Consider the following 23651-nt stretch of genomic DNA (forward strand, 5'->3'; position numbering starts at 1 on the left):
GGACCGGTGTAAGTCACACGTCCTGGACGTGCACTACGATTGAAGTCACTGAAGATCACGCGATAGGTATCACCATCCTGAGAGGATTGGCTTTCGCTCAGCGCACTGAGCGTACCTGCAAGGAATTGGCCCGACTGAATACTAATCGAGCGCCCAATTCGTTCAGCAAACGGCCCAGTTGCAGAGCCGAACAGGTAGGTCGAAAACTCTTCGCGTTGCACCTGGCCTGCCGCATCCAAAACCTGCTTTTGAAGGAGCTTTCGCTCATCCAATCCTGGGTCAGCGCCATAGCGCTCTCGAATCTGCGTCCCATCCGGCCTCGTCAGACTGGACCAACGACCGCCTCCCGGCAGCTGCAGGTTGTAGTTTCGCGTACTCACCATTGGTGGCAGGCCGGGCCCGGTGATGGTACGCCGCTTCAAAGACCAAACCTGGTAGTGGGAGGGCGCCAGTCCTTGGCAGGGGTCGGAGCGAATAAACAGCTCCATTTCGAAGTCGAACACGCCCCGGGCCCCCGACGGAGAGACCACAGTCATCTGCGTGGGAGGGGGTTCTCTGCCGGCGCGAATCTCACAACCACCATCGTCGTCGGCTTTGCGGTAAGGAAAGCTGGACTGAAGACGCCCGCGATGACTGTAGGTCCAAGCGGAGCCATCGGGAAGCGTGACGCGGGACAAGCCGCCGTCATTGCCGTCCGCATCCCCCAAATAGGCATATCGCCAAACCCGCCCATTGGCCGTCACAGTGGCTACCCGACCGTCGCCATCGTAACTCAGGTCAATCCGGCGACCGTCGCTGGACTCGATCTTGGTTAGCTTATCCCCGTTGTAGCTGTAGGATACCCAGTTCCCATAGCGATCCTCCACACGCGAGGCCAGAAGATAAACCCGCTTACGCTCCACCGAACGACTACCGGCACCGTTATTGAACTCAGCCCTCGCATAGGGCCTTTCCACGCCCCAGTCGAAGAAGTACTTCTTTCCATCAGGGGTGTGCCCGATAAACGCCTCGCCCGGATAACCGTTGCGTGTTGCAGCCAAACAACTGAACCGGGCTCTGGAGGTAGTCATCCACTTGGGCGCCTCCAGGCCTGGTGCTGTGGCATAGGACGGGTCATCAGCAATCAGAAGCTCCTCGCCATTTCCACCATGCCACTTCACGTCAATGCCGAAGCCGATATCGGTATAGCCCCAAGTCTCCAATAGGAAGGGCGCTTTATTGACCGAGCAGCGCTGTGTGGTCTGAGCGCCTCGATCGCCAGTAATCCACCCAGCACCCTTGGTCCAAACGCCTGACATATAGGGAACGACGATTTCCCAATCATCAAAGAGTGTCAGTCCTTTGGCCTCGCTGTAGCGAGACCCTCGGTTGACCGCTTCCACCCCGAAGCGTCGGGCAATGCTGACCGGAAGGTCGAAGTTGCCAGGAATGGAGACATCTTCAATGAGAAACTCAGTGCTGCCGTCGAACCCCGAGGTTCGATCGCCGAACACCTCGTCCGCAGAGATGGCGGTGACAGATTGCGCGCTCTTTATCCGCTTCTCATATTCTTGGTAGCTAAAGAGTCCATCTTGGGCCGACACGTGGAATCCGGCTCCCAACATAAGCGCTACGCCCACGATGAGCGAGCAAAGTCGTGGGCTGCGATAAGTGCTACGGGGAGCCTTTCCCTCCCGCCTGTCCCTGGCAGAATTCATGTCCGCTACATCCTTGAGTGAAGGGTGATAAGTGACTCAGCTTCTATTTGGGTGACGAATTACTCCCCCATCCTCGACTTGTCAAGCCTCGCTAAGCGGGGCGCTCTTTGGGGGGGGGGTAGGTAATGCCGATGGCGACCAGGGCCGGTAGGCAGATGCCGATGAGCGTGACTGCGCGTGCTGTCTTGGGCGCTTCCGGGATGGGCTTTGGCGCAGGGCCTCTCGCCGAATACAGGGTGGTTCCAGGAGGGGCTCGATGGAGCGATTGCCAACCTCAACAAGCAGGTGGCGATGGCTCGGGCTTGCTGGCCGATGACACGAGCTGCGACTGAAACGGCAGTGGCTGGACTTGGTGGCTGACCAGCCGATCGTCTATCGGCTTGACGCGCAGGGCCAATTGAACAGAAGTCAGGAGAACGATGACGCGTTCACGCTCAGCGAGTCCGGCACGCTGTTGCGGTATCGCCACGCATGGGAGCAGCGGCGTGAGCTTTACGTGGTGTATGCGCGCGGGAGTGCTGGGCCCTGCCCCTGATAGATATCCCTAATCCCCTGCCCTGACGATGTCCGGATTCAGGCAGTAGTGGGTATTCGTGAACGTCATGAGTTGAGTTCAAAGTGGATTCAGATCGAGAGATCGCCCAAGTTCGACCAGTAAGCCTCCCCCTCGTGCGAGACGGCCTTGCTGTGCCAGTGCTTGTCGTCCCTTAAGGCTTCGTAGTGCCTGATTTCCGAGCTGGATAAAGGGCGCCAGCTAGACCCGCGGCGAAAGCCGCTTGCGACATTGACGCCAATAGGCAACCTGAAAAGAGCTTTCTGCTGCGCTTGCGCCAGGGACTCGCCGCTGGCTCCGCCGACGGATGTGGGGTTGGCAAGTAGTACTCCGTCATCCTCCCAGTCGCAGATCGGACATATGGCAAATGATCCGTAGGAGCCTTCCAGGGTCAGGAAGCCACACGATGGACAAGGCAGATCGATCATTGAGGCCCAAGAACATTAGGTGGGTGAATCACTCGACCAGCAGGTGTCGTGTAAGGCTGAATATGCAGTAGCTCGCGGGCTCGGCTCAAGCGCATTAAATGGGCATCAGTAGTGAATCGCTGTCCCACCTGACTCAACAGCGCCTCGCGCTGCGTGAAGGTCATGGGGCGGCCTTTGATTGCGCGATGAATCAAGTTCTCTACTTCAGATCTTTCGAGTAGTCATCAAGCAGCTTCTCCGCAACCCGCGCCACTCCCTCATCAATTACGTTATCCGTCAGGAAGTCAGACAATACGCGAAAATCCGCCTTATTCCTGACTCGTCCACGCTTCAGAATTGCACGAGCCTTGGCCGAGGCCCTGTCCATAAAGAATTCAAAGCTGAACCCATAAGTAGAGATGAGGTACTCCCTTGCAATACGCCTCGCATCCTCAGGAAGATCACTCAAATCCTCGGATATATCGCTTGCTAGCTCGTAGAGCTTGGGGCTGCGAGAAAAGTGCGCAACCAATTTCCGCCTCAATTCGACAAGGTTCGGGGTATCGTCAGGAGAAGACAACATTGTGATCCCATCCTGGCACCATTTCTCTAGGATTTCCAGGTTCATTTCCATTCGCCGAAATTTGTCAACTGGTAGCCGGTGTACGAGTTTATCTCACCAAACATCGAACTCGATGCCTCATGATAGAGCAACCCGGAAGGATTGCCTTTCGCCACACCTCGAATCAGGTTTCCAACCTTCTCGCTACCAATCCCGCCCTTGTAATCGATCATTTGCTGCTCACGACCCCAAATAGCCACTGGCGCCTTGCTGGGGATTACAGACGGTGCAATCGGGCACTACCGAATGGGTCAGCGCGTGCCGCAAGCGCGGGTATTCGCCGAGAGCGACGCCTGGACGCGCATGATCTCGGCCCCGACGCCGAGGCGTCCATTGTGGTCTAGATGAGTCGTGGACAGAGATCGTGTCAGCGCGTGTAAGGCGCGACTGTACGGGCGACTGCCCTACACCCCAGTACAATGTAATCTGGATGTGATTGGGGGGCGTATGGAGCGCGAACGGCCTGAGTACCTTCCGCCGATTGAGCGGAAGCGTTGGAATTTCCCATGGCTGATCACCGGATTTTTGACTCTGGTGAGTCTTACAACCATCGGCGTACTTACGCTCGGCCGCACCAATAGTGCCTGGAGTGAGCGTTTTGAAGGTGTGCGGCGATCCATCGAGGCCGCTGAGCAGCCGTCTGCTGTGAGGACTGAGCCGCCAACGGCTGTCAGATCGGCGTCATCGGCTCCTCCTGAGCGCCAGCAGGTGCGGCCGACACAGAAGGCGCAGGATCTGCGCTGTATCAATGGAATGTTCTTCCGTCGAATTGAAGGTGGCTGGGAGAACCTGCCGGGCTCTCGATGTGGCGACATCCCTAACGGCGCTGTCCAGTGCTTCGCCGGAAAGCCCTACAGGCAGATGGCTGCAGATGGTGGCTGGGTTCTTTCGCCGCGAGATCGTTGCCCGTGATGCGTCACATTAATAAGGGGCAGGTCATCGTTCGCGAGTTTGTCGAGGCCGATCGAGAGGCCCTTCGCAAGCTGTTTGTCGCATCCCGCGATGCCGCTTTCTCGTGGGCTGCCATTGGCGCCCACAAGCTTGAAGACTTTGATGTGAGCACTGCAGGCGAGCGGATTCTGGTGGCAGAGCATTCGTGCACCCCCATCGGTTTTGCGTCCGTATGGCAGGACGACAGCTTCTTGCATAACCTATTTGTTCATCCGCACTATCAGCGATGCGGCGTGGGAAGAATGCTGCTGGCGGGCTGCGACAGGTATTTTTCCGCCGCACCAACGCTGAAATGCCTGAAAGCCAATGATCCTGCCAAGCGGTTCTATCAGTCTCAAGGGTGGCGCGTGTGTAGTGAGGCCGATGGTCCGGAGGGTACGTATGTCCTCATGGTGAGGGCCAGGCCCAACGATTCATTGAGGACGAACCCGGGATGACTGTTTCGTCGCCGCGGGCGCACTAATGCGGAAGGTCGTTCCCTCGTCCCTGCCCTGCCCCGAACCACTGCAATTGTGGGCCTGCTTGCGGAGCGCGTCGGCTGAGTCAGTCAGTTCTGCACTTGCTCAGTCATTCCGGTGAGTAGAGAGGGCCATCCCAGCCGTCGAGGTATTTGGGCAAATCATCCACAACATCCACCACCCGCTGGCGGTAGAACAGGTGCATGGTGGGAGCCCAGCTGGAATAAGAGCCCTCTCCGCTGATGCGGTGGAGCATGGCATTGGGAACTACATGCATGCCGAGCCGATTGGTGCCGAACACAACCTCGCCGCAAACGGCACAGAAGGTCTTCTTCAGTTGCTTTTCGGGATGGCTGAAGCTCCTCACGTCAGAGGCCTTCATCTGAACGGAGGCGGGCTCCCATGCCGTTGCAGAGAACATGGGTACTCCGTAGAAGTCCCTGCAGGATGCGCAGTGGCAGTTGGCGCGCGCTACCGGCTGTCCTTGCAACTCAATGGCAACTTTCCCGCACAGGCACGCTACTCGAATCGACATGGTGGGCCAGCAAGGAGTGGATGATTCCGGATTGTACTGTTCCTACAGCCTGAAGAACTGCGGGAGATGTTCGTGATGAACCTCGCGCGCCGATTACCGCAACTTCAGAAAAACTATCGCCCCCAGGATCAGCGCGAAAGCAATGCCGCCCAAGCAGCGGAGAGTGCCACGAGCGGAAGCCTGTTGCACTTCCTTGTCGTGGTTTGCGAACTGTCTGCGGTTTCCGCTCAGTTGAAGCTCCAGAAGTTCGATGCGCGAATAGGCCTTCGCGAGTGCGGTGCCGATGTCTATGGCCTTGACCCCGCGAACGTCGTCCAGCGCGTGGAGGTCAGACGTGGGCTGCACTTGGGATCGCCCATTTATCCCCGGGACAGTCCAGTCGATCTGGCTGCCGAACTGTTCATAGAAGCGGTTGCGTCGTGCCTGGTTCTGTTCGTGGGCATCGGCAGGAGCGAGCCAGAAGGAACGGATACGCCCCGGCGGTTGCCGCTGCAGCCAAAGCATGACCTGATTCTGGCACCAGGTACCGATGTGCAAACCTCTCAGCTCGCTGAGATACATGTTGCCATCGGTGATGCTGTAATGCGGACCCGTGCCATCAACACAGTCCAGCTTGCCGCCGAAGCTGCCGATGAAGTGCCACCCGTCATGCTGGTGCTGGGCATAGACCTTCAGCTTGATGGCGGGGCGATCCCCCTCGGTGAACTCCAGCCGGATCAGGGCCTGTCGGGGGCGTTGGTATTCATCGGCTTCGAGTTCGAGGACATACAGTGATGGATTGATCGGTGGGAATGTTGGCATTCGGATGCCCGGTTCGGTGAATAGACTCAGGCGTCGGAATTCTCTCCTGCGCCACTCGATTCTGCGGCCCGACGGCTGGCCGCATGACGCTCTTACCTGCGAGGTGGTGGCTGTCGGAGCGGACGTATACAACGGACGCGTCACGTCAGACCGAGCATCACCCCATTGGCGCCCCACCCCACGCCCACTATAGTGCCAACCCCACAAGGACGAGGCGGCACACATGCCCTATATCGGAATCGGACTCCACGTGCTGGCAGCCATCTACTTCGCGGTGCACGCCATCCGCTCGGGCCAGAGCCTCTACTGGCTCATCCTGCTCTTTTCGTTCCCGCTGCTCGGCAGCGTCGTCTACTTCCTGGCGATCTACTTCCCGGAAGTCCGTCACTCGCGCGGCGCCCGGCAGGTCGTCCGCTCTGCCAAGCAGCTCATGGACCCGGGTCAGGACCTGCGCAACGCACGTGCTGATCTGTCGCGAACGCCCACCGTGCAGAACCGGGTTCGCCTGGGCATGACGCTGCTGGATGCCGGCCAGGCGGAGGAAGCCAGAACCCTGCTTGAGCAGGCCGCAAGCTCGCCACTGGGCGACGACCCTTACATCCTTACCGGCCTGGCGCGTGCCCGCCTTGAGTCCGGGCATGCCTCGCTTGCAGTGGAGACGCTGGACGGCCTGTTTGCCCGCCATCCGGACGTGCGCCGCAAGCCGGAACAGACCCTGCTTTACGCGCAGGCACTGGCTGCTGCCCAGGCGCCAGGCACCCGCGCCGCGTTCGAGCGTGCTGTGGAGTGTGGAAACGATGCGGCCGCCCGCTGCCTCTACGCCGAGTGGCTGATGGCACAACCGCAGCCCACCGACCGTGAGCAGGCCCGCAGCCTGTTTGCCAGCATCATCGACGATGCCCAGCATTGGTCGCGCCATGCGCGCAGCCACAATGCCGCGTGGCTGGAGCGGACCAAGGTCGCGTTGAAGGGGTACTGACGCCTGGGGGGCTTTGGCAATCCTGTCGCATCCGCCTCGCTCATGGCTCCGCCGGGCGGATACCGACACTCGTCAGGCGTGCACCGCCGACATCGACAACAGCCTTGCGGCGCAAGGCTCCGGCCTCATTGAGCCATATGCAACGATTCTGAAAATGTTGAATGTGGTGACGGCATCGGCCTTACTGCATTGGCATCGCGCACAGCCGGGCGTATTCCTCTCCGTGCCGCCGAAAACAGGTGGCCGGGATTCGAAACCCCGGTAGTTCGCTGAAGTAAACGCTTGCCAGCCGGCATCACCCTGTGTGGTGCCGGCTGGCAATCCGTCGGCCGGCTATGGCGGGCGGTGCGTGGAGGCCTTGTGCCTGCCGGTTTAGCGAACACCGGGTTTCGAACCTCGCACCGTCCGCCACCTTTATCGGTGGCGGCTTCTGCCTGCACGCAAGGAGCCCAGCCATGACCCAGCCCCACTCCCCTGCCTCGCACCCGATCCACGACGGGCCGGCCAACGGCGCCGCTCTGGATCCGAACACGCTCATCGCCCTGCTGCACAGCATCGGCTCCGGCGCCGCCTCCGATGGTCAGCCTTGGCCGGAGCGCCATCAGATGCCCGGCCGGCGCATCGCCCTGGCGGACACCGATTGCTCCTTGGCCGGCCTTCGGGTAGTGCTGGAAATCTTGTTGGCCGCACAGCGTGCCCGCGAGAACGGCGAGCTGGAGCAATACGTCGGCCCCCGCGTCATGGAGGGGCTGATCATGGCCGGGCTGGGCCTGGTGGCGCACGCAAGCACACGGGTACGCCCGGACGGCTGAGTGACGCGGCATCGCTGGGCGGCCACCGCGCTTTGTCTCGTCGCGGTGGTTGCGGCGCAGGCGCGGTGGTCGGCGCCACCGGCGCCGTCGCCAGTCGGGTTCCAAAGCATCAACGACGATCGATTCTCACAACTGCGCCGCCAAGCGATGCAGTTCGTGGAGTCTCGGCCACGGCAGGGCTTCCAGCTCGTCGAGCGGCATCAAGATGCCGGGTTCCAGATTCACTGTGGAGGCGTTCCAGTGCTGTGGCTGGAGAGGCGCTCGCAACATCTGCTGTTGCAGGTCTCGCTGGACGCGGAGCAGCGGGCGCCCGCCGTCCTGCAGCTTCGTGCGTTGCTTCAATGGCAGCTGGAACCCGTGGACTACCTGGAGCAGGTACTGGCTGGCGTGCCGGAACCTGTTCTGTTGGATCGGGTGCTGCAGATATTCGCGGGCGAGGTGCCTGAGGGCGCGCGATGTGGCATGCCGTAGTCGAGCACGGCTCGACTCTACAAGGACGCTTGGCCGCCCAACTGTCCAGCTCTTTGGGGGCGCTTCACAGGTCGCTGCGGGATCAATGCGGGTTGGATCGAATGCGGGAAGACGCAAGGCGGACGATCAGCACATAGCAGACCAGCATGCCGAGGACCAGGCCCATGACCTCGATCTCCCAGTTCCTGCGGTAGGGCGAAGGACCGACGATGGCCCAGATCAACGCAAGCGCCCCAAGCAGGAGCATTGTCTTGTTGGCCTGTGAGATGAGCTCGACTTCAGAGGCAAACCCCATGTTGGGATCGAAGGTGCCGAACAGCCAGCTGGGCCTCTTCCAGTAATCACGCGCAAGAAAGAACAGGAAGACAAAGACCCCCATCAATGCACTCGCTAGCAGCTGATACTGCACTTCCATGGCAGCCTCTTGAGGGGATCTGGCGTTTCCACGCGTGGACGCCCCGCAGCTTAGCCGGATTTACATGAGGAGTGCATCCGTTGGCCGGAAGCGGACGTCAGGGCAATAGTCGAGCATGGCTCGACTCTACAAGGGCGCGGGTTGTGGGCCGACCCAATCGCCACTGCGGCCGCTCACATACCCAGGTCAGACAGCCCCGGATGATCATCCGGGCGACGCCCCAGCGGCCAATGGAACTTGCGCTCGCTTTCCTTGATCGGCATGTCGTTGATGCTCGAGAACCGGCGCTGCATCAGGCCATCCGCACCGAATTCCCAGTTCTCGTTTCCATAGGAGCGGAACCAGTTGCCGGAGTCGTCATGCCACTCATAGGCGTAGCGCACGGCAATACGATTGTCGGTGAAGGCCCATAGCTCCTTGATCAGCCGGTACTCAAGCTCCTTGTTCCACTTGCGGGCCAGGAACTGCCGCGCTTCCTCGCGGCCATGGGTGAACTCGGCGCGGTTGCGCCACTGGGTGTCCAGCGAATAGGCCAGCGCAACTTTGTCGGCATCGCGGGTGTTCCAGCCATCTTCGGCAAGGCGCACTTTCTCGATGGCCGATTCACGGGTGAACGGGGGAAGTGGCGGACGGGGTGCATCAGTGGACACGGTGGGGCCTCCAATCAAATGGATGAACGGGGTGCTTCGACGGTTTTTGATGGCTCGGGCGTCAGCGCCTGGCCTGCTCCAACAACACCTTTGCAACATCCCTGGCAGTGTCTGCGGCGTTGTAGTCGCCCATCACGCGTGAGACGGTGATGGCGCCTTCCATGAGAACCAGCAGCTGCCGCGCCAGCGCGTCCGGCTGCTCGATATCCAGCTGCGTGGTGAGTTCCAGCGTGTAATCGAGCAGCTTCTGCTTGTGATGTTTGGCGATGTGGCGAATCGGATCGTCGGCGTCGCCGACCTCGCCTGTGGTGTTGATGAAGGCACAGCCGCGATAGCCCTCGGACTGGAACCAGCCCTTGAGCACGGTGAACATGCCGAGGATGCGTGCTTCCGGGGTGTCGGCCTTGTCGCACTCCTGCTGGAACCAGGTGAGCCAGCGCACGTCGCGCGCGTTCAATGCCGCAGCGGCCACCTGGTCCTTGTTTTCAAAGTGCCGGTAGATGCTCTTCCGGGCAACGCCGGAGGTCTTCACCAGCAGGTCCATGCCGGTGGCGTGGATCCCGTTCTGGTAGATCAGCGCCTCGGCCGTGGCCAGGATCTTCTGCTGGGTGTCGGTGGTGATTGTGTTCACGGCGCCAAGGTAGAACGATCGTTCTACCCTGTCAATGGGCGGCGAAGCTGATCAAGGGCGCAAGGACGATGGTGTGCCCGGGCGCGCCGCATGGCCTGACCGATACCCACATCGACAGCCGAACATGGCTCGGCCCTACAGAGAGGCCAACTCCTTCGCAAGAAACGGTGCCGTCCTGCTGCCTTTGGCCCGCGCCACCTGCTGCGGCGTTCCCTTCGCCACGATGGTGCCCCCTGCCCCGCCTGCGCCAGGCCCGACATCAATCACCCAGTCCGCCTGCGCGACCGCGCGCATGTCATGCTCGATCATCACCACCGTATTGCCCGCGTCCACCAGCCGCTGCAGCTGCACCAGCAGCCTGTCCGCATCCGAGGCATGCAGGCCGGTAGTGGGTTCGTCCAGCACGTACAGCGTGCGCCCGCGTTGGCTGCGCTGCAGTTCGGTGGCCAGCTTGATGCGTTGCGCTTCACCACCGGAAAGCTCGGTGGCCGGTTGGCCGAGCCGCAGGTAGCCCAGCCCGATCTCCTGCAGCAACTGCAGCGGCCGGGCAATGGCCTCTTCCTCACTGAAGAACGCATGCGCCTGGTCAACCGTCATCTGCAGAACCTCGGCGATGTTGCGGTCATTCCATTGCACCTTCAGCGTGGCGTCGTTGTAACGGGCGCCGTGGCAGGTGGGGCACGGCGCATAGACGCTGGGCATGAACAGCAGTTCGACACTGACGAAGCCCTCGCCTTCGCAGGTCTCGCACCGGCCCTTGGCCACGTTGAACGAGAAGCGACCCGCATCGAAACGACGGCGGCGCGCGGCGGGTGTCGCGGCGAACAGCTTGCGTACGTGATCGAACAACCCGGTATAGGTGGCCAGGTTGGAGCGTGGCGTGCGGCCGATGGGCTTCTGGTCGACCTGCACCACCCGCTGGATGGCGTCGATATCGCCTGCCAATGTGCCCCGCGTCGTTTCAATCACGGTCGGTCCGTCGGTGGGCGCGCTATCGGCGCTGTCGTCCGCGGGCTCATGCCCGAGGTGCAGCAGCAACAGCTCGGGCAGCGCCTGCGCCATCAGGCTGGACTTGCCGGAGCCGGAAATACCGGTCACCGCCGTCAGCAGCCCCAGCGGCACCTGCGCGTCCACGCCCCGCAGGTTGTGGCGGTGGATGCCCTTCAATTCCAGCCAGCGGTTGGCGCTGCGCTGTTGGCTGGCAGGCGCCGGCACCTGATCGAACAGATACAGGGCCGTGCGCGACTCCTGGACGTGGCGCAGGCCATCGGGCTCGCCACTGTAGAGCACGCGCCCGCCGTGCTCCCCCGCCTGCGGGCCCACATCCACCAGCCACTGCGCGCGGCGCATCAGCTGCAGATCGTGTTCAACAACGAACACCGAGTTGCCGCCGTCGCGCAAGCGCTCAAGCGCGTCGTACAACGCCTGGCTGTCGGCCGGATGCAGGCCGGCCGAGGGCTCATCGAGCACGTACAACACACCAAACAGCAAGGAGCTGAGCTGGGTGGCCAGCCGCAGGCGCTGCAGTTCGCCAGCGGACAGGGTTGGCGTGGCGCGATCCAGCGAGAGATACCCCAGGCCCAGGTCACGCAGCTGGCGTACCCGCGCCATCACACCGCCTGCCAGCCGCTGTGCGGCCAGTCGCTTCTCTTCGGACAAGGCCGAGGTCAGGCGCACGTCGGGAGCACCCTCGTGGGTCGCCTGGCCACTCGCGGCCCTCCGGGCGCGATCGCGGGGTGTCGCGCTCCTGCGGGTGCGAGCGCCCTTGCTGTGCGCGCCGAAATCACCTTGTGCGATGGGCTCCAGCAGCGCCGCCAGTTGATCCAGCGGCAGCCGCATGAACTCGCCGATATCCACGCCGGCAAAGGTGACGGAGAGTGCTTCCGGCTTCAGGCGCTTTCCGTGGCAGGCCGGGCATAGCTTGCCTTCCATGTAGCGCGACACGCGCTTGCGCATCAGCGCGCTCTGGGTGTTGGCAAAGGTATGCAGCACGTAGCGGCGTGCGCCGGTATACGTGCCCATGTAGCTGGGCTCCTGCTTGCGCTTCAGCGCAGCACGGGTTTCGGCGGGCGTGAACCCGGCATAGACCGGCACGCTGGGGGCTTCTTCGGTGAACAGGATCCAGTCCCGGTCCTTCTTCGGCAGCGTCTTCCACGGCACGTCGATGTCGTAGCCCAGCGTGACCAGGATGTCGCGCAGGTTCTGGCCATGCCAGGCCGGCGGCCAGGAAGCGATGGCGCGCTCGCGGATGCTCAGCGACGGGTCCGGAACCATCAGCGCTTCGGTCACTTCGTAGACATGCCCCAGGCCATGGCAGGTGCTGCAGGCGCCCTGTGGCGTGTTGGGCGAGAAGTCCTCGGCGTACAGCATGGGCTGGTTGGCCGGGTACGCCCCCGCACGCGAGTACATCATGCGCACCAGGCTGGACAGGGTGGTCACGCTGCCCACCGATGAGCGCGCATTGCTGGCGCCGCGCTGCTGCTGCAGGGCCACTGCTGGCGGCAGGCCATCGATGGCATCCACGTCCGGCACGCCCGCCTGGTCGATCAGGCGGCGTGCATAGGGCGCAACGGACTCGAAGTAACGCCGCTGTGCTTCAGCGAAGACGGTACCGAAGGCCAACGATGACTTGCCGGAACCCGATACCCCGGAGAACACCACCAGTGCATTGCGCGGGATGGAGACATCGACATTCTTGAGGTTGTGCTCGCGCGCACCACGCACCTCGACGCAACCGCTGGCGGCGGCAGCGCATGACGATTCACCAAAGGGGGTGTTGGACATCGTTACGATCCTGCAGGCAGTGAGTGGCGCGCTTCAGGGCGCGTCCAGTGGCCCATTCTCGCTGCTGAGAGGTGAATTCGGCGAGGGCGGGCACGGTGACCGCCGGCATGATCCCGTGCGCCTCGCCCCTCCGCCCTACCCTCGCTGCAGCACTACCACCCACACCCCCATCAGGACACTCCCCGCCGCCAGACTCAGCCACACCTTCCCGACACTGCGGGCACTGAAGACGCCCACTGCAACGGCAATCAACAGCACGAACCCCATAAGTGAGCTGGTCAGTACCGAAACGGACGTCCTTACACCCACCAGCGCGGGCAGCAGCAACGCCAGTGCGGTAGCAGTAGCGGCGGTGAACACGTAGCCGCCCAGAGAGGCGCCCAGTACCCGGCTTGCCACCTGCCAGCGATGGCCCGCGCCCCGCCCTGCCGGAGGCTTGGCAGTGCGCGCCGCCTCCTGCGCCCGTGGCCAGCGGCGCTGCAGCATCAGGGCCATTCTTGCCAGCATCAGCCCGAAGGCCAGTGCGACCAGCTCCACCCCGGCCTGCTGCCATGCGCCCCGCTGCAGATACATCAGCAGCCCCTGCCCGGTGGTTGCCAGATTCACCAGGGGCAGTGCCAGGCACAGTGCTGCGGCCAGCCACAACTGCTCGATCCAGGCCAGGCGCGGTGGGCGCCAAAGCGCATGCAGCACCGAGGCAGCGCAGGTCAAAAGGAAAATGCGTATTTCCCACGCACTGCGATCGCTCATTTCCAATGGCAGCAACCGATTGCCATACAGGTAGACGATGCTTGCCAGCGCCACCCCAGCCAGCGATGCGACGTTGAACGCTTCCACGCAGCGGTAGATGCCCGCCGTGGCCGCGCCGAACTCATGCTCGCTGCGCTTGCGCCGCTTGATCGAGAACAGCAGCGTGCCGATGGCGATCATCGCCGTACCGAGCAGGCCGCTGATGAAGTACAGCCACTTCATCGGCCAGCCGCCGAAATCGGCCTTGTGCAGTGCTTCGATGGTTTCGTGCACCTGTACGGCGCCAATCGCATGCGGATGTGCGCCATGCTGTTGCAGCAGCGTGCCGCTGGCAGCATCGAACGCCGCCCGGCTGGTTTCGGTCAGCAGATGCCTGTCCGCGCCCCCCTCGGGCTTGCGGCCGATCACCTCCACCACGCTGTGCACGGTGCCGGGTGCCTGGATCACGATCAGTGCCGGCGGCTGCCCGTTGATGGCCTGCGCGCGTGCGAGCAGTTGCTGCAGGTCCGGCAGTTGCGCGGTGGATACCAGGATGCCTGGTGGAGCCGGCTGTGCAGGCGCCAGCTCGGCTTCATAGTGCGCATAGGCGTCATCGGCATCGCCATAGGCCGCATGCACCGGCCACGGCAGATAGCTGCTGTAGAAGAAGGTCAGCCCGGTGTAGCCGATCATGAACAGGAACGGCAGGGTCAGCACGGCACTCAGGTTGTGCGCATCCAGCCAGCTGCGCTGTCCCTTGCCCGGGCGGAAGGTGAAGAAGTCCTTGAAGATGCGTTTATGCACCACCACGCCGGACACCAGCGCCAGCAGCATGCAGGCGGTGATCCAGCCCACCAGCCAGTAGCCGGCCATGCCGCCGTGCAGGGTGTAATGGAAGGACATGAAGTGGCGCCCGCCTTCGGTTTCCCGAAGGCGAGGTGGAGGCTGTGGCATGCCTGTGCTGGCATCCACCCAGCGTTCGTGCGCGGAGCCGTCGCCACCCTCCCATGACAGCTCCAGTGGCCAGCCCTGCTGGGCAGGCCAACGGATCTGCCACGCCCGGGCATCGGCGGCGTTGGCGGCCAGCCAGTGCTGCGCACGTACCGCCTGCGTTGCGGTGTCCACCGCCGGCGAGGAGGCCGGCACGGGGCCGGCCTCCATCCATCGCGTGATCGGCTCACGGAACACGCTGAGCGTGCCGGTCAGGAAAATCGCGCACAACAACCAGCCACAGGTGAGGCCGCACCAGGTGTGCAGCCACGACATGCTCTGCCGAAAGCCCGCTTTCATGCCTGCCCCGTGGCGGGCAGGCCGTTGCCCCGCCGGCTACGGAAGGTCACAGCGAGCCGCGCAGCGTCAGCATCACATTGCGGGGTTCGCCAAAGAAGTTGCCGCGGCGGATCTGGCTGATCATCGCGTAGTAGCGGGTGTCGAACAGGTTGGCCACGTTGACGCCTACGCTCCAGCGCGGATTGATCCGGTAGCCGGCCCGCAGGTCCCACACGGCACGTCCCGCTGCGCCCATGCGCCAGTCCGGGTCGTCGTAGGCCGGATAGGAGTAGCTGCTCTGTGCCGATACACCACCGCCCACGGAGAATGCGTTCCACCTGCCGGGCAGCTGGTAGGACGTGGACAGGCGCAGCAGGTGGCGCGGTGTCTCGGCGCTGATGGTCGCGCCCTCATCGTCGCGGCTGGTGACGTGGGTATAGCCCGCCATCATCTGCCAGCCCGGCGCCAGTTCGCCGCTGGCCTCCAGCTCAAAACCCTTGCTGCGCAGCTTTCCGCCATTGCGGTAGCAATCGGACGACGCCAGCGAGCCACGGCAGCTGCCCGGGTCGGATTCGTCCACCACGGCGTTGCCGGTCTTGCGGATGGAGAACACTGCGGCGGAGACATTCAGGCGGCCATCGTTCAACTCACCCTTCACGCCGAGCTCGTAGTTGGCGCCGATGGCCGGATCCAGCACCGAGCCGGACGCAGTGACGTACGAGCTCTGCGGCTGGAAGGTATCGGCGTAGCTGGCATAGACCGACCATTGCGGGCCCAGGTCGTAGACGAGGCCGGCGTATGGGGTGAATTCGTGCTTCTGTTCGTAGTCGCGGCTCTTGGCGCCGGTGAAGCCATCGCTGGACTGGTACTTCACCCAGCTCAGCCGGCCACCGAGCGTAAGGTGCAGCGGCTCTGCCAGCTGCAGGCGCAGGTTGCTGTACACACCGCTCTGCTGCGCGCGGGCATTTTCTGACCAGTCCCACGCGGGCTGGAGAGGCTGTGCAATGGCGCTATGGTCCGGTGCATAGACATCGATCGGCACGTCGATGGCCAGGTCCGCCGAGCTCTGGCGGGTACGCTGGCGCGACCACATCGCGCCCAGCAGCACCTGATGGCTGCGGCCGAAGGCGTCGAAACTGCCGGTGGTGTGCAGGTCGACGCCATCGCTGCGCACGCGCGAGCGATTGAAATAAATGTCATAGAAGCGCGAACCGATGCCGGTGGCGCGGTCCACCCCGCCCAGCGGAACCGCGACACGCTGGTCCAGGTCCGATTCGGTGCGGTTCACCGACAGGCGTGCCTTCCAGCGTTCGTTGAAGCGGTGCTCCGCCTCTGCAAAGGCTTCGTCGACGGAGCCCTCCTGCCGGTTCCAGTCCTGGATGAGCGAGGTGGAACGCTTGATGTCCAGCGCACCGCCATCGGTGTAGCGCGGCAGGCCGAACAGCCAGTAGCCCTCGGTGTCACTGGCCTGATGACGCAGGCCGAAGGTCAGCGTGGTATCCGTGCCCAGGTCGGCGTCGATCACTCCATAGGCCACCGGCGTTTTCGATGAGGTGCCCCGCTGGAAGTAGTCGCGGTCCTGATAGGCGGCGACCAGTCGGCCGCGCACGCTGCCGGTAGCATTGAGCCGGCCACCGCCATCCACCTCGACGCGGTAGTTGTCCCACGAGCCCACAGTTGCGGCCAGATCCAGATGAGCCTGGTCGCGCGGGCGCTTGCGCACCATGTTGATTGCTCCGCTGGGGTCGGCTGCACCCAGCATCATGCCACCAGCACCGCGCAGCACTTCAACGCGCTCCAGTACCGCGGTGTCGATCGGCAGCCAACCCACGGGGGCATAGACGATGCCGGCCACGCCGTCGACCAGATAGTTGCTGTCGTCCACGGTAAAGCTGCGGATCGAGAACTTGTGGTTGCCGAAGTTGCGGGCGGTCTTGGTCACACCCGTGGTCTGCGCCAGGGCCTCGTCCAGCGTGGTGAGGTTGCGGTCGTCCAGCTGCTGGCGGGTGATCACGCTGACCGACTGCGGGGTCTGGCGGATGCTCTGCCCCAGCTTGCCCAGGCTCAGTTCACGTGCCGTGTAAGCGCCATCGCTTGGGGCATTGGCGGTGACGTTCACCGTCTGCAGGGTGGTCTGGGTGTCTTTGCTGCGCGCAGGTGCTGCTGCGTCCTGCGCCAGGGTGAACACGCCCGGACGCGTGGCATTGACACGCACCCCACTGCCCTCCAGCAGGCGCGCCAGTGCTTCCTGCGGCGTGTAACTGCCGGTCAAGGCCGGAGCGCGACGGCCCGCCACCGCCGATTCGCTGAACAGCACCTGCTGCCGGGACTGCTCGGAAAAGCGGCGCAGTGCGGCATCCAGCGGTTGCGCCGGAATATTGAACTGCACGCGTGCAGCCGGCTGCGACTGTGCAATGGCCGGCGCTGCCAGCGCGCTGGAAATGCACAGTGCCAGCAACGGCAGCCGCTTGGCGTGTACCCCCGTAGAGAACGCGCCAGCAACAAGTGCGCGCTTGATCTTCATGTACCCCATTACCGCTCCATCATGCTTGGCCGCTACTGGCCTCACTGGGGTAAACGGAAAATGGCGGTGGGGTGGGAACCCGCGCCGGAAGAAATTTTCGTTCCGGCGTCAGCGGGTCACAGGCCGTTCGTCGATGCGGTAGCCGCCCTGGGCAGTGCGGGTCACCTGCACCGGCAACAGATCCGGCAGTGCTTCCAGGAAGGTGGCCGGGGCATCGGTGGCTGCGTAGCCGGAGACCGGCAGGAACTTCAGCCCTGGCTGGCCCAACGTGACGGGATGGCCCAGATACTGCCCGACCTCCTGCGCCACTTCGTCCAGCGGGGTGCGCCGGAACACCAGGCGCCCGTTGCGCCAGCCGCCAATGCTGTCTGCACTGGCGGCAATGGAGCGGTAGGCGGCTGTGAGCGTGGTAACGGCCAGGCCCTGTTCGGCGCGCAGGCTGACCGGCGAGGCACCTTCGGCGCGATCCGGCTGTACCCGCACGTGCCCATGCAGCACCTTGACCACGACTTCGCCCGGCCCATTGCGCACATTGAAGGCCGTGCCGACCACCGTCACCCGGCTGCGCTGGGCATCAACGGTGAAGGGCCGGTCGGCCGCCGGGGCGACCTCGAAGAACGCCTCGCCCTGGCTGAGCACCACTTCACGGCGGGATCGATAGAAATGCACGGCCAGCGTGCTGCGTGCATTGAGCGAAATCCGTGAGCCGTCCGGCAATTGCAGATCACGTATCTCGCCCGCGCCGGTGGCCACGTCCTGTACGTAGCTGGGCGCGGCGTACCAACCGTAGCCGACGTACCCCAAGGCCAGCATCGCCACGGCCGCAGCCGCCGCAACGCGTGGCAGGCGCCACGATCGTGCACGCCGCGCCGCCCTGCCCCGCCGTAGAGCGGCAGGTGCAGGTACTGCTGGGGTGATCACCGCATGCGCGTCCGAGGCCAGTACGGGGCGTGGCAGCTGGCCCAGGTCGTGCCAGGTTCTGGTCACATCGGCGAACGCCTGTCGATGTGCTTCGCACCCGGCCAGCCAGTGCTGCAGGGCCGCCTCGTCCTTCGGTTGCCAGTCCGCATCCTGCCGCCGCACCAGCCACGCGGCGGCCGCCTCATGCAGGGCAAACGGGTCGGAACCTGCGGCAGAAGGGAGATCGGTCATCGGCAGGGAAAATCAGCATCGATGGCAGGCGCCAACGCCTCGCCCGCCTTGGTCGGGCGATGCAGCTCCTGCATCTGTGCCAGAGACGCATAGCGTACCCGCACTTCGCAGTAGGCAACCGCTCGCGACAGGTGCTTGACCACCATGCGGCGGGAGATCTGCATGCGAGCGGCCACGTCCTCCTGGGTCAGCCCATCGAAGCGGCAGAGCACGAAGGCTTCGCGTTGACGTTCCGGCAGCTCGGCCAGTGCCTCTCGAAGGCGTTCCAGGCGCTGCCGCTGGGCGCTGAGCTGCAACGGGCACTGTGATTCATCGCTGGCCATGGCGTGGCCAGCCTCCTCCGCGTCTGCCAGCGGCAAGGTCTGAAGGCGTCGCCCAGCATGATGCTCGCGGTATTCGTCGGCCACGGTGTTCATCACCGTCCGGCGAAGGTAGGCGCCCTGCTGATCGCAGGATTCCAGTGCAGGGCATGCCGCAATCCACTTCACCGCACCGTCGTGCAGGGCGTCCTCACCGTCCGCACCTCTGACGCGTGCAAGACCACGGAGGATGGGTCCGCGCCAGCGGGCATAGGCTTTCGCAAGGAGGTTCCCGCCCGTTGGCAAGGCGTCTTCAGGAATGCCCGGCTCTGTGGAGGAGGCCTGTTCCGCGTTGCTGCCCGTGCCCCGGCCTAGCGTGGACACATCACCCTCAGGGCAAATGCCTGCGGTCTGCACAGGTGGCGCGGGGAATTCACGTTGGGAGCCGGAGTTCTGGCCGCCATAGGCGACGGAAGGGGTTGGATGCCGCAAGTGTAGTGAGAGTCATTTGCAATTGGAACTCCCCTGGCCCGCTCTTGCCGTAATGCGAAGGCGAATCCAGGTCGTGCGGAGATCAACCCGTCCAGCGCACGCGGATATCCGTTACCGCCCGTTACGAAACGTACTGTCCAGTCGCTGCGCTTCAGCCCACCGCGCTGAGTGCACGGACCGAACATGCGCCATCGCCAGCGCGGAGCAACTGCTCCTCCAACGTTTCGATCGCGGGCGTCCGGACGGCTGCACTGCGCATCAGCCGGAAGCTCGCGGCGGGGAGCACAGGAAGCCCCAATCCACTGCCCGCAATCATCAGGCCATCCTGGATGTCATCCTGAAGAGCGACAGTGATGGCGAGCCCGGACTTCGCAGCCGATCGCAGGCCCTGCTGGTTCGCCGAGGTAAAGGTGACGCGCCATTCCAGGCCGGCTTCAACAAGTGCTCCGATGCACACGTCGCGGTGCATGCACGGGCTGGGCGCGAGTGCGAGTGGCAGCGCCTTCTCCGGTTCGTACTCAAATCCCGAGCCGATGGCCCAGACGAAACGTGTCCGCCTCAGAACCGGCCACTCAACGTCCTCCCGCAGGAACAGGTTCACCGCCAGGTCGAGTGTTCCCGCCTGTATCTGTTCGTTCAGTGCCCCATAGGACTCCACGACTACATCCAGCCGCACCGCGGGGAACCTGCGGGAGAAGCGCGACAGCATTGCGGTCAGCCGGTCGCCGGCATAGGTCTCTGGCACACCCAGGCGCACTGCTCCGGTAACGGGAGCCCTCTGGAACCGGCGAACCAGCAGGCTCTGGGCAGCAAGAATCTGCTCGGCATGTCGCAGGAAGTCTTCGCCGTCTTCGGTGAGTGTCACGCTTCTCGTGGTCCGTTTCAGCAAGGCGCTGCCCGCCTGCTCTTCCAGCTTCCGGATCTGGTGGCTGATGGCGGATTGGCTGAGGTTCATGCGCTCACCCGCCTTGGTGAAGCCGCCGGTCTCTACGACGGCGACAAAGGCACGCAGCAGGTCGGGGTCAAAGAACACCGGGGCAATCCATGATGAGGATTGATCAATTCTATTAAATCAAATCATTTTTATCATCATGGAAGTCCCTCCAAGATGGCCGCTCACTTGAAACGCGCAGCTGCAGTCGACCCGGCAGTGCGCCAGATCCCGGACCTGCCTGAGGAGACCCATGACTTCCCTTTCACCTGCCGCTCGAGACCGCCTGACGCTTTCTGCGGCGTGCTTGGCGTCCCTGATGTTCGGGCTGGAAATCTCCAGCGTGCCGGTCATCCTGCCGATTCTGGAGACAGAGCTTGGCAGCAGCTTCAGCGGCCTGCAGTGGATCATGAATGCCTACACCCTCGCCTGCACGACGGTGCTGATGGCGGCTGGCGCACTGGCGGATCGGTACGGGCGCAAGCGCATCTTCGTGATCAGCCTGTTGCTGTTCGGCATCACATCCCTGGCCTGCGGCCTTGCTCGAAGCGGAACGGCGTTGATCGTGGCTCGATCGCTGCAGGGTGCGGCGGGAGGCGCAATGCTGGTCTGCGTGTTTACAGTGCTTTCCCATCAGTTCAGTGACTCCGCACAGCGCGCCAAGGCCTTTGGCATCTGGGGCGTGGTCTTTGGCATAGGGCTGGGTTTCGGACCGGTCATTGGTGCTGGCGTTGTTGTCATCAGCAGCTGGAGCTGGGTGTTCCTGGTGCATGCGCCCCTGGCAGTGGGCGCGACAGCTCTCGCCGTTCTGGGCATCCGGGAATCGCGGGCGCCAAGCCAGCGGAAACTGGACCTTGCAGGAATCGTCTCGCTGTCAGTGGCCGTCTTTTCCTTCACCTGGTACATCACCCAGGGCATTCCTGCAGGCCTTGGAAGCGCCCCTTCCATGGCGGCCGCTCTGGTTGCCGTCATCAGCCTGGCGGTATTCATCGCGGTCGAGCGCAGGGTGCCGGACCCGATGTTCGATTTTTCCATCTTCGGCAACCGGCGCTTCTCGGGCGCATTGCTGGGCTCGATGGGCATGAACTTCAGTTTCTGGCCACTGATGGTGTACCTGCCACTGTTCTTCCAGCACGGACTTGGCTACTCAAGCATCGCGACCGGCCTGTCTGTCCTGGCATACACATTGCCGTCGCTGCTGCTGCCGCCTTACGGCGAGCGTCTCGCTGTGCGCTTCGGGCCTGAGCGCGTGATCCCCGTCGGGATGTTTGCCATGGGCGGCGGGATGCTCATGATGGCGATCGGTGCAGGCGCGGAAAACGCGAGCTGGCTGACCCTGCTGCCAGGCTGCATTCTTGCGGGCTCGGGCCTGGGGGTGATCAATACGCCCATCACCAACACGACGACCAGTTCCGTGCCCAGCGACCGCGCTGGCATGGCATCCGGAATGGATACCAGCGCCAGATTCATCAGCCTGGCCATCAACATCGCCGTGGTGGGGTTGATTCTGGTGAAAGGTACTTACTACGCACTTGAAACGAACCTGCCCGGGGGCGATCCTTCGCATCTGCGATCGCTTGCCGAGGGGTTGTCCGCTGGTACAGTGCGCCTGGATGGGCTGACGGCCGCAGCCCAGGTTGTGTCCAGCGACGTTGCGCACCAGTCGCTGCTTTTCGGCTATCGGCTTGCCATGGCCTACGCGGGCGCATGTGCCTGTGCCCTGGCCGTAGTCAGTGCGCTCACGTTCCGGGGCGATCATCCCGGGCCCACATCGTCCGCCGGGGAATCGAAACTGCCAGAAGACATCTGAGGATTGAGCAGAACATGCTGCGCCCATCCGCGCGACGCCCGTTCGTAAAACTGGCCACGGTTATCGGCGGAATGGGAGAATGCCGTCAAGCCCGCCGCAACCTGATTGATGATGCGGCCGATATTCTTTCGGGTCGGAAACAATCTGTGGCATGGAGGCAGGAGATGTCCATGATGCCGGGCAGGTTCTCAGCGAAGTTCGCGGCGCTCTTTGTTTTGACGTTTGCCGCCTGCACCTCCGTGCCCCCGCTGGCAGGTGCCAGGGAGGCCCGATCACCGGTCCTTGTCAGGCTCTCGCCTGAGCAGAGTGCGGTCCTTGCAACCGGGCTGCTAAGGGGAGCACTGCAGCCAATCAACGGCTGTGTCTACTTCGTGGACCCAGGTGGCACGGCTTATCTTGCGGCATGGCCCGATGGTTACTCGCTGGCCATGAAGGGAAACGTTCCCATAGGGGTGCAGGACGTACGATCGGGGAAAATGATGGCGTTCGGAATCGCTGCATCATTCGGAGGAGGTCATGGAAACGATCTGCTCCGTTCGCGCCTTGCCGCGACCATCCCGGCGGGCTGCAGCGGCCCACTCATGACCATTCATTTGATACGCCAGGAAAAGGGGCAGCCATGACCCACATGTACGCGAGGGTATCCCTCCATGGACGGCCGCAAACGGCCGCCGGTTCATCGCAAGGCCGTTGATCCCCTCACCACGCACCGGCCCGTCATCACCAGCCGGCGTACCGGCAGCTCCGGCGCGCGCAGGCGCTCAAGCAACAGCGACATCGCTGCGCGCCCCATCTCTTCGACCGGCTGTTCGATCACGGTGATGCCCGGTTCGACCAGCTCGGTCCAGCGTTCGTTGTCAAAGCCAGCCAGTGCCAGCGCGCCTGGAATTGCCAGGCCTGCACTGCGGGCGGCCTTCAACGCTCCCATGAGCAGCAGGCTGTTGCTGGCGACCAGCGCCTCCGGCCGCGATGGGCCGGCCAGCCACTGATCGACCGTTGCAATGGCCGCTTCAGCCGTGGGCTCAACCTCGCGGTAATCCGGCTGAAGCCCATGTGTACGCATCGCAGCAAGATAGCCGTCGCGACGCTCGGCCGCCGTGGTGCTGGTGCTGCCGAACAGGCCGCCGATGCGGCGATAGCCACGCGCGACCAGATGCTCGACCAGGCCCGCCATCGCGGCCGGATTGTCGAGCACCACGCTGTCGATCGATCCGCCGGGTGCGGCGCGGTCCACCAGCACCGTGGGATAGTCCAGTGTGAGCCGCTCCAGCCGGCCCACCGTGGTCCGGGTGGGCGCGAAGATCAGTCCACTGATGCGCTCCTCGTGCATCAACTGCAGATACAGCGCCTCGCGCTCGGGGTCCTCGTCGGTGTTGCAGAGGGTGACGCGCAGGCCTTCACGATAGGCAACCTCCTCCACCGCTCGGATCAGCGCCGTGAAGAACGGGTTGCGGATGTCCGCCACGATCAGCCCGATGATGCCGGTGTGCCGGGCACGCAGGCGCCGCGCCTGCAGGTTGGGGTGATAGCCGGTCTGGCGGATCGCCGCCTCCACCCGGCCACGCACGGCCTCGCTGACCGGGCCGCCGCCGAGCACGCGCGACACCGTGGACTTGGAGACCCCCGCCACGCGCGCGACGTCGTTGATGCTGATGCTCATTGGAACCGTTCCCGGAAAC

At 63.5% G+C, this 23651-nt stretch carries 21 protein-coding genes and 1 pseudogene; 6 read left to right on the plus strand and 16 right to left on the minus strand.

The genetic code is table 11. The annotated features are described in order from the left end of the window. The 4 genes and pseudogenes from N5D91_RS03365 to N5D91_RS03380 all read right to left on the minus strand — a co-directional run. Window positions 1–1583 (minus strand): annotated as a pseudogene (locus tag N5D91_RS03365) (RHS repeat protein); the annotation flags it as partial. 738 nt (window positions 1584–2321) lie between these two features. Continuing rightward, a complete protein-coding gene (locus N5D91_RS03370) occupies window positions 2322–2678 on the minus strand; it encodes a CPCC family cysteine-rich protein (protein ID WP_164160449.1) in 357 nt (118 codons plus the stop codon). 199 nt (window positions 2679–2877) lie between these two features. Beyond that, window positions 2878–3285, minus strand: a complete 408-nt coding sequence (locus tag N5D91_RS03375; RefSeq protein ID WP_164160447.1) for a hypothetical protein — start codon at window positions 3283–3285, stop codon at window positions 2878–2880. Further along, window positions 3282–3452: a hypothetical protein gene (locus N5D91_RS03380; RefSeq protein WP_164160445.1), complete on the minus strand. Its 171-nt coding sequence runs from the start codon at window positions 3450–3452 to the stop codon at window positions 3282–3284. Before N5D91_RS03380 ends, N5D91_RS03375 begins: the two co-directional genes overlap by 4 nt. Before the next feature lie 738 nt (window positions 3453–4190). Between N5D91_RS03380 and N5D91_RS03385 the strand changes: the two genes are divergently transcribed. Continuing rightward, a complete protein-coding gene (locus tag N5D91_RS03385) occupies window positions 4191–4667 on the plus strand; it encodes a GNAT family N-acetyltransferase (RefSeq protein ID WP_180853822.1) in 477 nt (158 codons plus the stop codon). Window positions 4668–4797: 130 nt separating this feature from the next. Here N5D91_RS03385 and N5D91_RS03390 read toward each other — a convergent pair whose 3' ends face one another. Both N5D91_RS03390 and N5D91_RS03395 read right to left on the minus strand, forming a co-directional pair. Continuing rightward, on the minus strand, window positions 4798–5223 hold the full coding sequence (locus N5D91_RS03390) for a GFA family protein (protein ID WP_180853823.1): 426 nt from the start codon (window positions 5221–5223) through the stop codon (window positions 4798–4800). A 93-nt stretch (window positions 5224–5316) separates the two neighbouring features. After that, window positions 5317–6024 carry a hypothetical protein gene (locus N5D91_RS03395; protein ID WP_180853824.1) on the minus strand — a complete coding sequence of 236 codons (708 nt, stop codon included), beginning with the start codon at window positions 6022–6024 and terminating at the stop codon, window positions 5317–5319. A 223-nt stretch (window positions 6025–6247) separates the two neighbouring features. On the opposite strand from N5D91_RS03395, the gene N5D91_RS03400 reads away from it, so the two are divergent. The 3 genes from N5D91_RS03400 to N5D91_RS03410 all read left to right on the plus strand — a co-directional run bounded on the left by N5D91_RS03400 (window position 6248) and on the right by N5D91_RS03410 (window position 8286). Continuing rightward, complete coding sequence (locus N5D91_RS03400) at window positions 6248–7003, plus strand: tetratricopeptide repeat protein (RefSeq protein WP_180853825.1); 756 nt, start codon at window positions 6248–6250, stop codon at window positions 7001–7003. A 455-nt stretch (window positions 7004–7458) separates the two neighbouring features. Next, window positions 7459–7815, plus strand: a complete 357-nt coding sequence (locus tag N5D91_RS03405) for a hypothetical protein (protein ID WP_180846738.1) — start codon at window positions 7459–7461, stop codon at window positions 7813–7815. Then, entirely contained in the window at window positions 7816–8286 is a 471-nt protein-coding gene (locus N5D91_RS03410; protein ID WP_180853826.1) for a hypothetical protein, read from the plus strand. Window positions 8287–8368: 82 nt separating this feature from the next. Here N5D91_RS03410 and N5D91_RS03415 read toward each other — a convergent pair whose 3' ends face one another. From N5D91_RS03415 to N5D91_RS03455, 9 genes are all read right to left on the minus strand, one after another. Then, on the minus strand, window positions 8369–8701 hold the full coding sequence (locus tag N5D91_RS03415) for a hypothetical protein (protein WP_164160431.1): 333 nt from the start codon (window positions 8699–8701) through the stop codon (window positions 8369–8371). Window positions 8702–8874: 173 nt separating this feature from the next. Beyond that, window positions 8875–9351: a nuclear transport factor 2 family protein gene (locus tag N5D91_RS03420; protein WP_164160429.1), complete on the minus strand. Its 477-nt coding sequence runs from the start codon at window positions 9349–9351 to the stop codon at window positions 8875–8877. Between the two features lie 61 nt (window positions 9352–9412). Then, window positions 9413–9982, minus strand: coding sequence for a TetR family transcriptional regulator (locus N5D91_RS03425; protein ID WP_180853827.1), 570 nt, complete (start codon window positions 9980–9982; stop codon window positions 9413–9415). A 135-nt stretch (window positions 9983–10117) separates the two neighbouring features. Next, window positions 10118–12766, minus strand: coding sequence for an excinuclease ABC subunit UvrA (locus N5D91_RS03430; RefSeq protein ID WP_180853828.1), 2649 nt, complete (start codon window positions 12764–12766; stop codon window positions 10118–10120). Between the two features lie 135 nt (window positions 12767–12901). Next, a complete protein-coding gene (locus tag N5D91_RS03435; RefSeq protein ID WP_180853829.1) occupies window positions 12902–14785 on the minus strand; it encodes a PepSY-associated TM helix domain-containing protein in 1884 nt (627 codons plus the stop codon). A gap of 46 nt (window positions 14786–14831) precedes the next feature. Beyond that, window positions 14832–17288 (minus strand): TonB-dependent siderophore receptor, encoded by a 2457-nt coding sequence (locus N5D91_RS03440; protein WP_258011469.1) that lies wholly within the window; start codon window positions 17286–17288, stop codon window positions 14832–14834. A 108-nt stretch (window positions 17289–17396) separates the two neighbouring features. Beyond that, window positions 17397–18440: a FecR domain-containing protein gene (locus tag N5D91_RS03445; protein WP_180853831.1), complete on the minus strand. Its 1044-nt coding sequence runs from the start codon at window positions 18438–18440 to the stop codon at window positions 17397–17399. Further along, window positions 18437–19123, minus strand: coding sequence for a sigma-70 family RNA polymerase sigma factor (locus N5D91_RS03450; RefSeq protein WP_164160418.1), 687 nt, complete (start codon window positions 19121–19123; stop codon window positions 18437–18439). Before N5D91_RS03450 ends, N5D91_RS03445 begins: the two co-directional genes overlap by 4 nt. Window positions 19124–19382: 259 nt before the next feature. After that, window positions 19383–20264 carry a LysR family transcriptional regulator gene (locus tag N5D91_RS03455; RefSeq protein WP_180853832.1) on the minus strand — a complete coding sequence of 294 codons (882 nt, stop codon included), beginning with the start codon at window positions 20262–20264 and terminating at the stop codon, window positions 19383–19385. A 151-nt stretch (window positions 20265–20415) separates the two neighbouring features. Between N5D91_RS03455 and N5D91_RS03460 the strand changes: the two genes are divergently transcribed. Together N5D91_RS03460 and N5D91_RS03465 are read left to right on the plus strand one after the other, a co-directional pair. Further along, complete coding sequence (locus N5D91_RS03460; RefSeq protein ID WP_180853833.1) at window positions 20416–21972, plus strand: MFS transporter; 1557 nt, start codon at window positions 20416–20418, stop codon at window positions 21970–21972. A 14-nt stretch (window positions 21973–21986) separates the two neighbouring features. Further along, the gene (locus N5D91_RS03465; RefSeq protein WP_180853834.1) at window positions 21987–22595 is read left to right on the plus strand and encodes a hypothetical protein; all 609 of its coding nucleotides are present in this window, start codon (window positions 21987–21989) and stop codon (window positions 22593–22595) included. A 53-nt stretch (window positions 22596–22648) separates the two neighbouring features. On the opposite strand, the gene N5D91_RS03470 is transcribed toward N5D91_RS03465, so the two are convergent. Further along, window positions 22649–23632: a LacI family DNA-binding transcriptional regulator gene (locus tag N5D91_RS03470; RefSeq protein ID WP_180853835.1), complete on the minus strand. Its 984-nt coding sequence runs from the start codon at window positions 23630–23632 to the stop codon at window positions 22649–22651. Between the last annotated feature and the right edge of the window lie 19 nt (window positions 23633–23651).

This window comes from Stenotrophomonas sp. GD03794 (assembly GCF_029842145.1).
Lineage (GTDB): Bacteria > Pseudomonadota > Gammaproteobacteria > Xanthomonadales > Xanthomonadaceae > Stenotrophomonas > Stenotrophomonas riyadhensis.

What these genes read in the sequence shown, in the direction of transcription:
- N5D91_RS03370 (WP_164160449.1), bottom strand. Translation starts at nt 2,678, where the DNA reads ATGATCGATCTGCCTTGTCCATCGTGTGGCTTCCTGACCCTGGAAGGC.
- N5D91_RS03375 (WP_164160447.1), bottom strand. Translation starts at nt 3,285, where the DNA reads ATGAACCTGGAAATCCTAGAGAAATGGTGCCAGGATGGGATCACAATG.
- N5D91_RS03380 (WP_164160445.1), bottom strand. Translation starts at nt 3,452, where the DNA reads ATGATCGATTACAAGGGCGGGATTGGTAGCGAGAAGGTTGGAAACCTG.
- N5D91_RS03385 (WP_180853822.1), top strand. Translation starts at nt 4,191, where the DNA reads ATGCGTCACATTAATAAGGGGCAGGTCATCGTTCGCGAGTTTGTCGAG.
- N5D91_RS03390 (WP_180853823.1), bottom strand. Translation starts at nt 5,223, where the DNA reads ATGTCGATTCGAGTAGCGTGCCTGTGCGGGAAAGTTGCCATTGAGTTG.
- N5D91_RS03395 (WP_180853824.1), bottom strand. Translation starts at nt 6,024, where the DNA reads ATGCCAACATTCCCACCGATCAATCCATCACTGTATGTCCTCGAACTC.
- N5D91_RS03400 (WP_180853825.1), top strand. Translation starts at nt 6,248, where the DNA reads ATGCCCTATATCGGAATCGGACTCCACGTGCTGGCAGCCATCTACTTC.
- N5D91_RS03405 (WP_180846738.1), top strand. Translation starts at nt 7,459, where the DNA reads ATGACCCAGCCCCACTCCCCTGCCTCGCACCCGATCCACGACGGGCCG.
- N5D91_RS03415 (WP_164160431.1), bottom strand. Translation starts at nt 8,701, where the DNA reads ATGGAAGTGCAGTATCAGCTGCTAGCGAGTGCATTGATGGGGGTCTTT.
- N5D91_RS03430 (WP_180853828.1), bottom strand. Translation starts at nt 12,766, where the DNA reads ATGTCCAACACCCCCTTTGGTGAATCGTCATGCGCTGCCGCCGCCAGC.
- N5D91_RS03435 (WP_180853829.1), bottom strand. Translation starts at nt 14,785, where the DNA reads ATGAAAGCGGGCTTTCGGCAGAGCATGTCGTGGCTGCACACCTGGTGC.
- N5D91_RS03440 (WP_258011469.1), bottom strand. Translation starts at nt 17,288, where the DNA reads ATGAAGATCAAGCGCGCACTTGTTGCTGGCGCGTTCTCTACGGGGGTA.
- N5D91_RS03445 (WP_180853831.1), bottom strand. Translation starts at nt 18,440, where the DNA reads ATGACCGATCTCCCTTCTGCCGCAGGTTCCGACCCGTTTGCCCTGCAT.
- N5D91_RS03460 (WP_180853833.1), top strand. Translation starts at nt 20,416, where the DNA reads ATGACTTCCCTTTCACCTGCCGCTCGAGACCGCCTGACGCTTTCTGCG.
- N5D91_RS03465 (WP_180853834.1), top strand. Translation starts at nt 21,987, where the DNA reads ATGCTGCGCCCATCCGCGCGACGCCCGTTCGTAAAACTGGCCACGGTT.
- N5D91_RS03470 (WP_180853835.1), bottom strand. Translation starts at nt 23,632, where the DNA reads ATGAGCATCAGCATCAACGACGTCGCGCGCGTGGCGGGGGTCTCCAAG.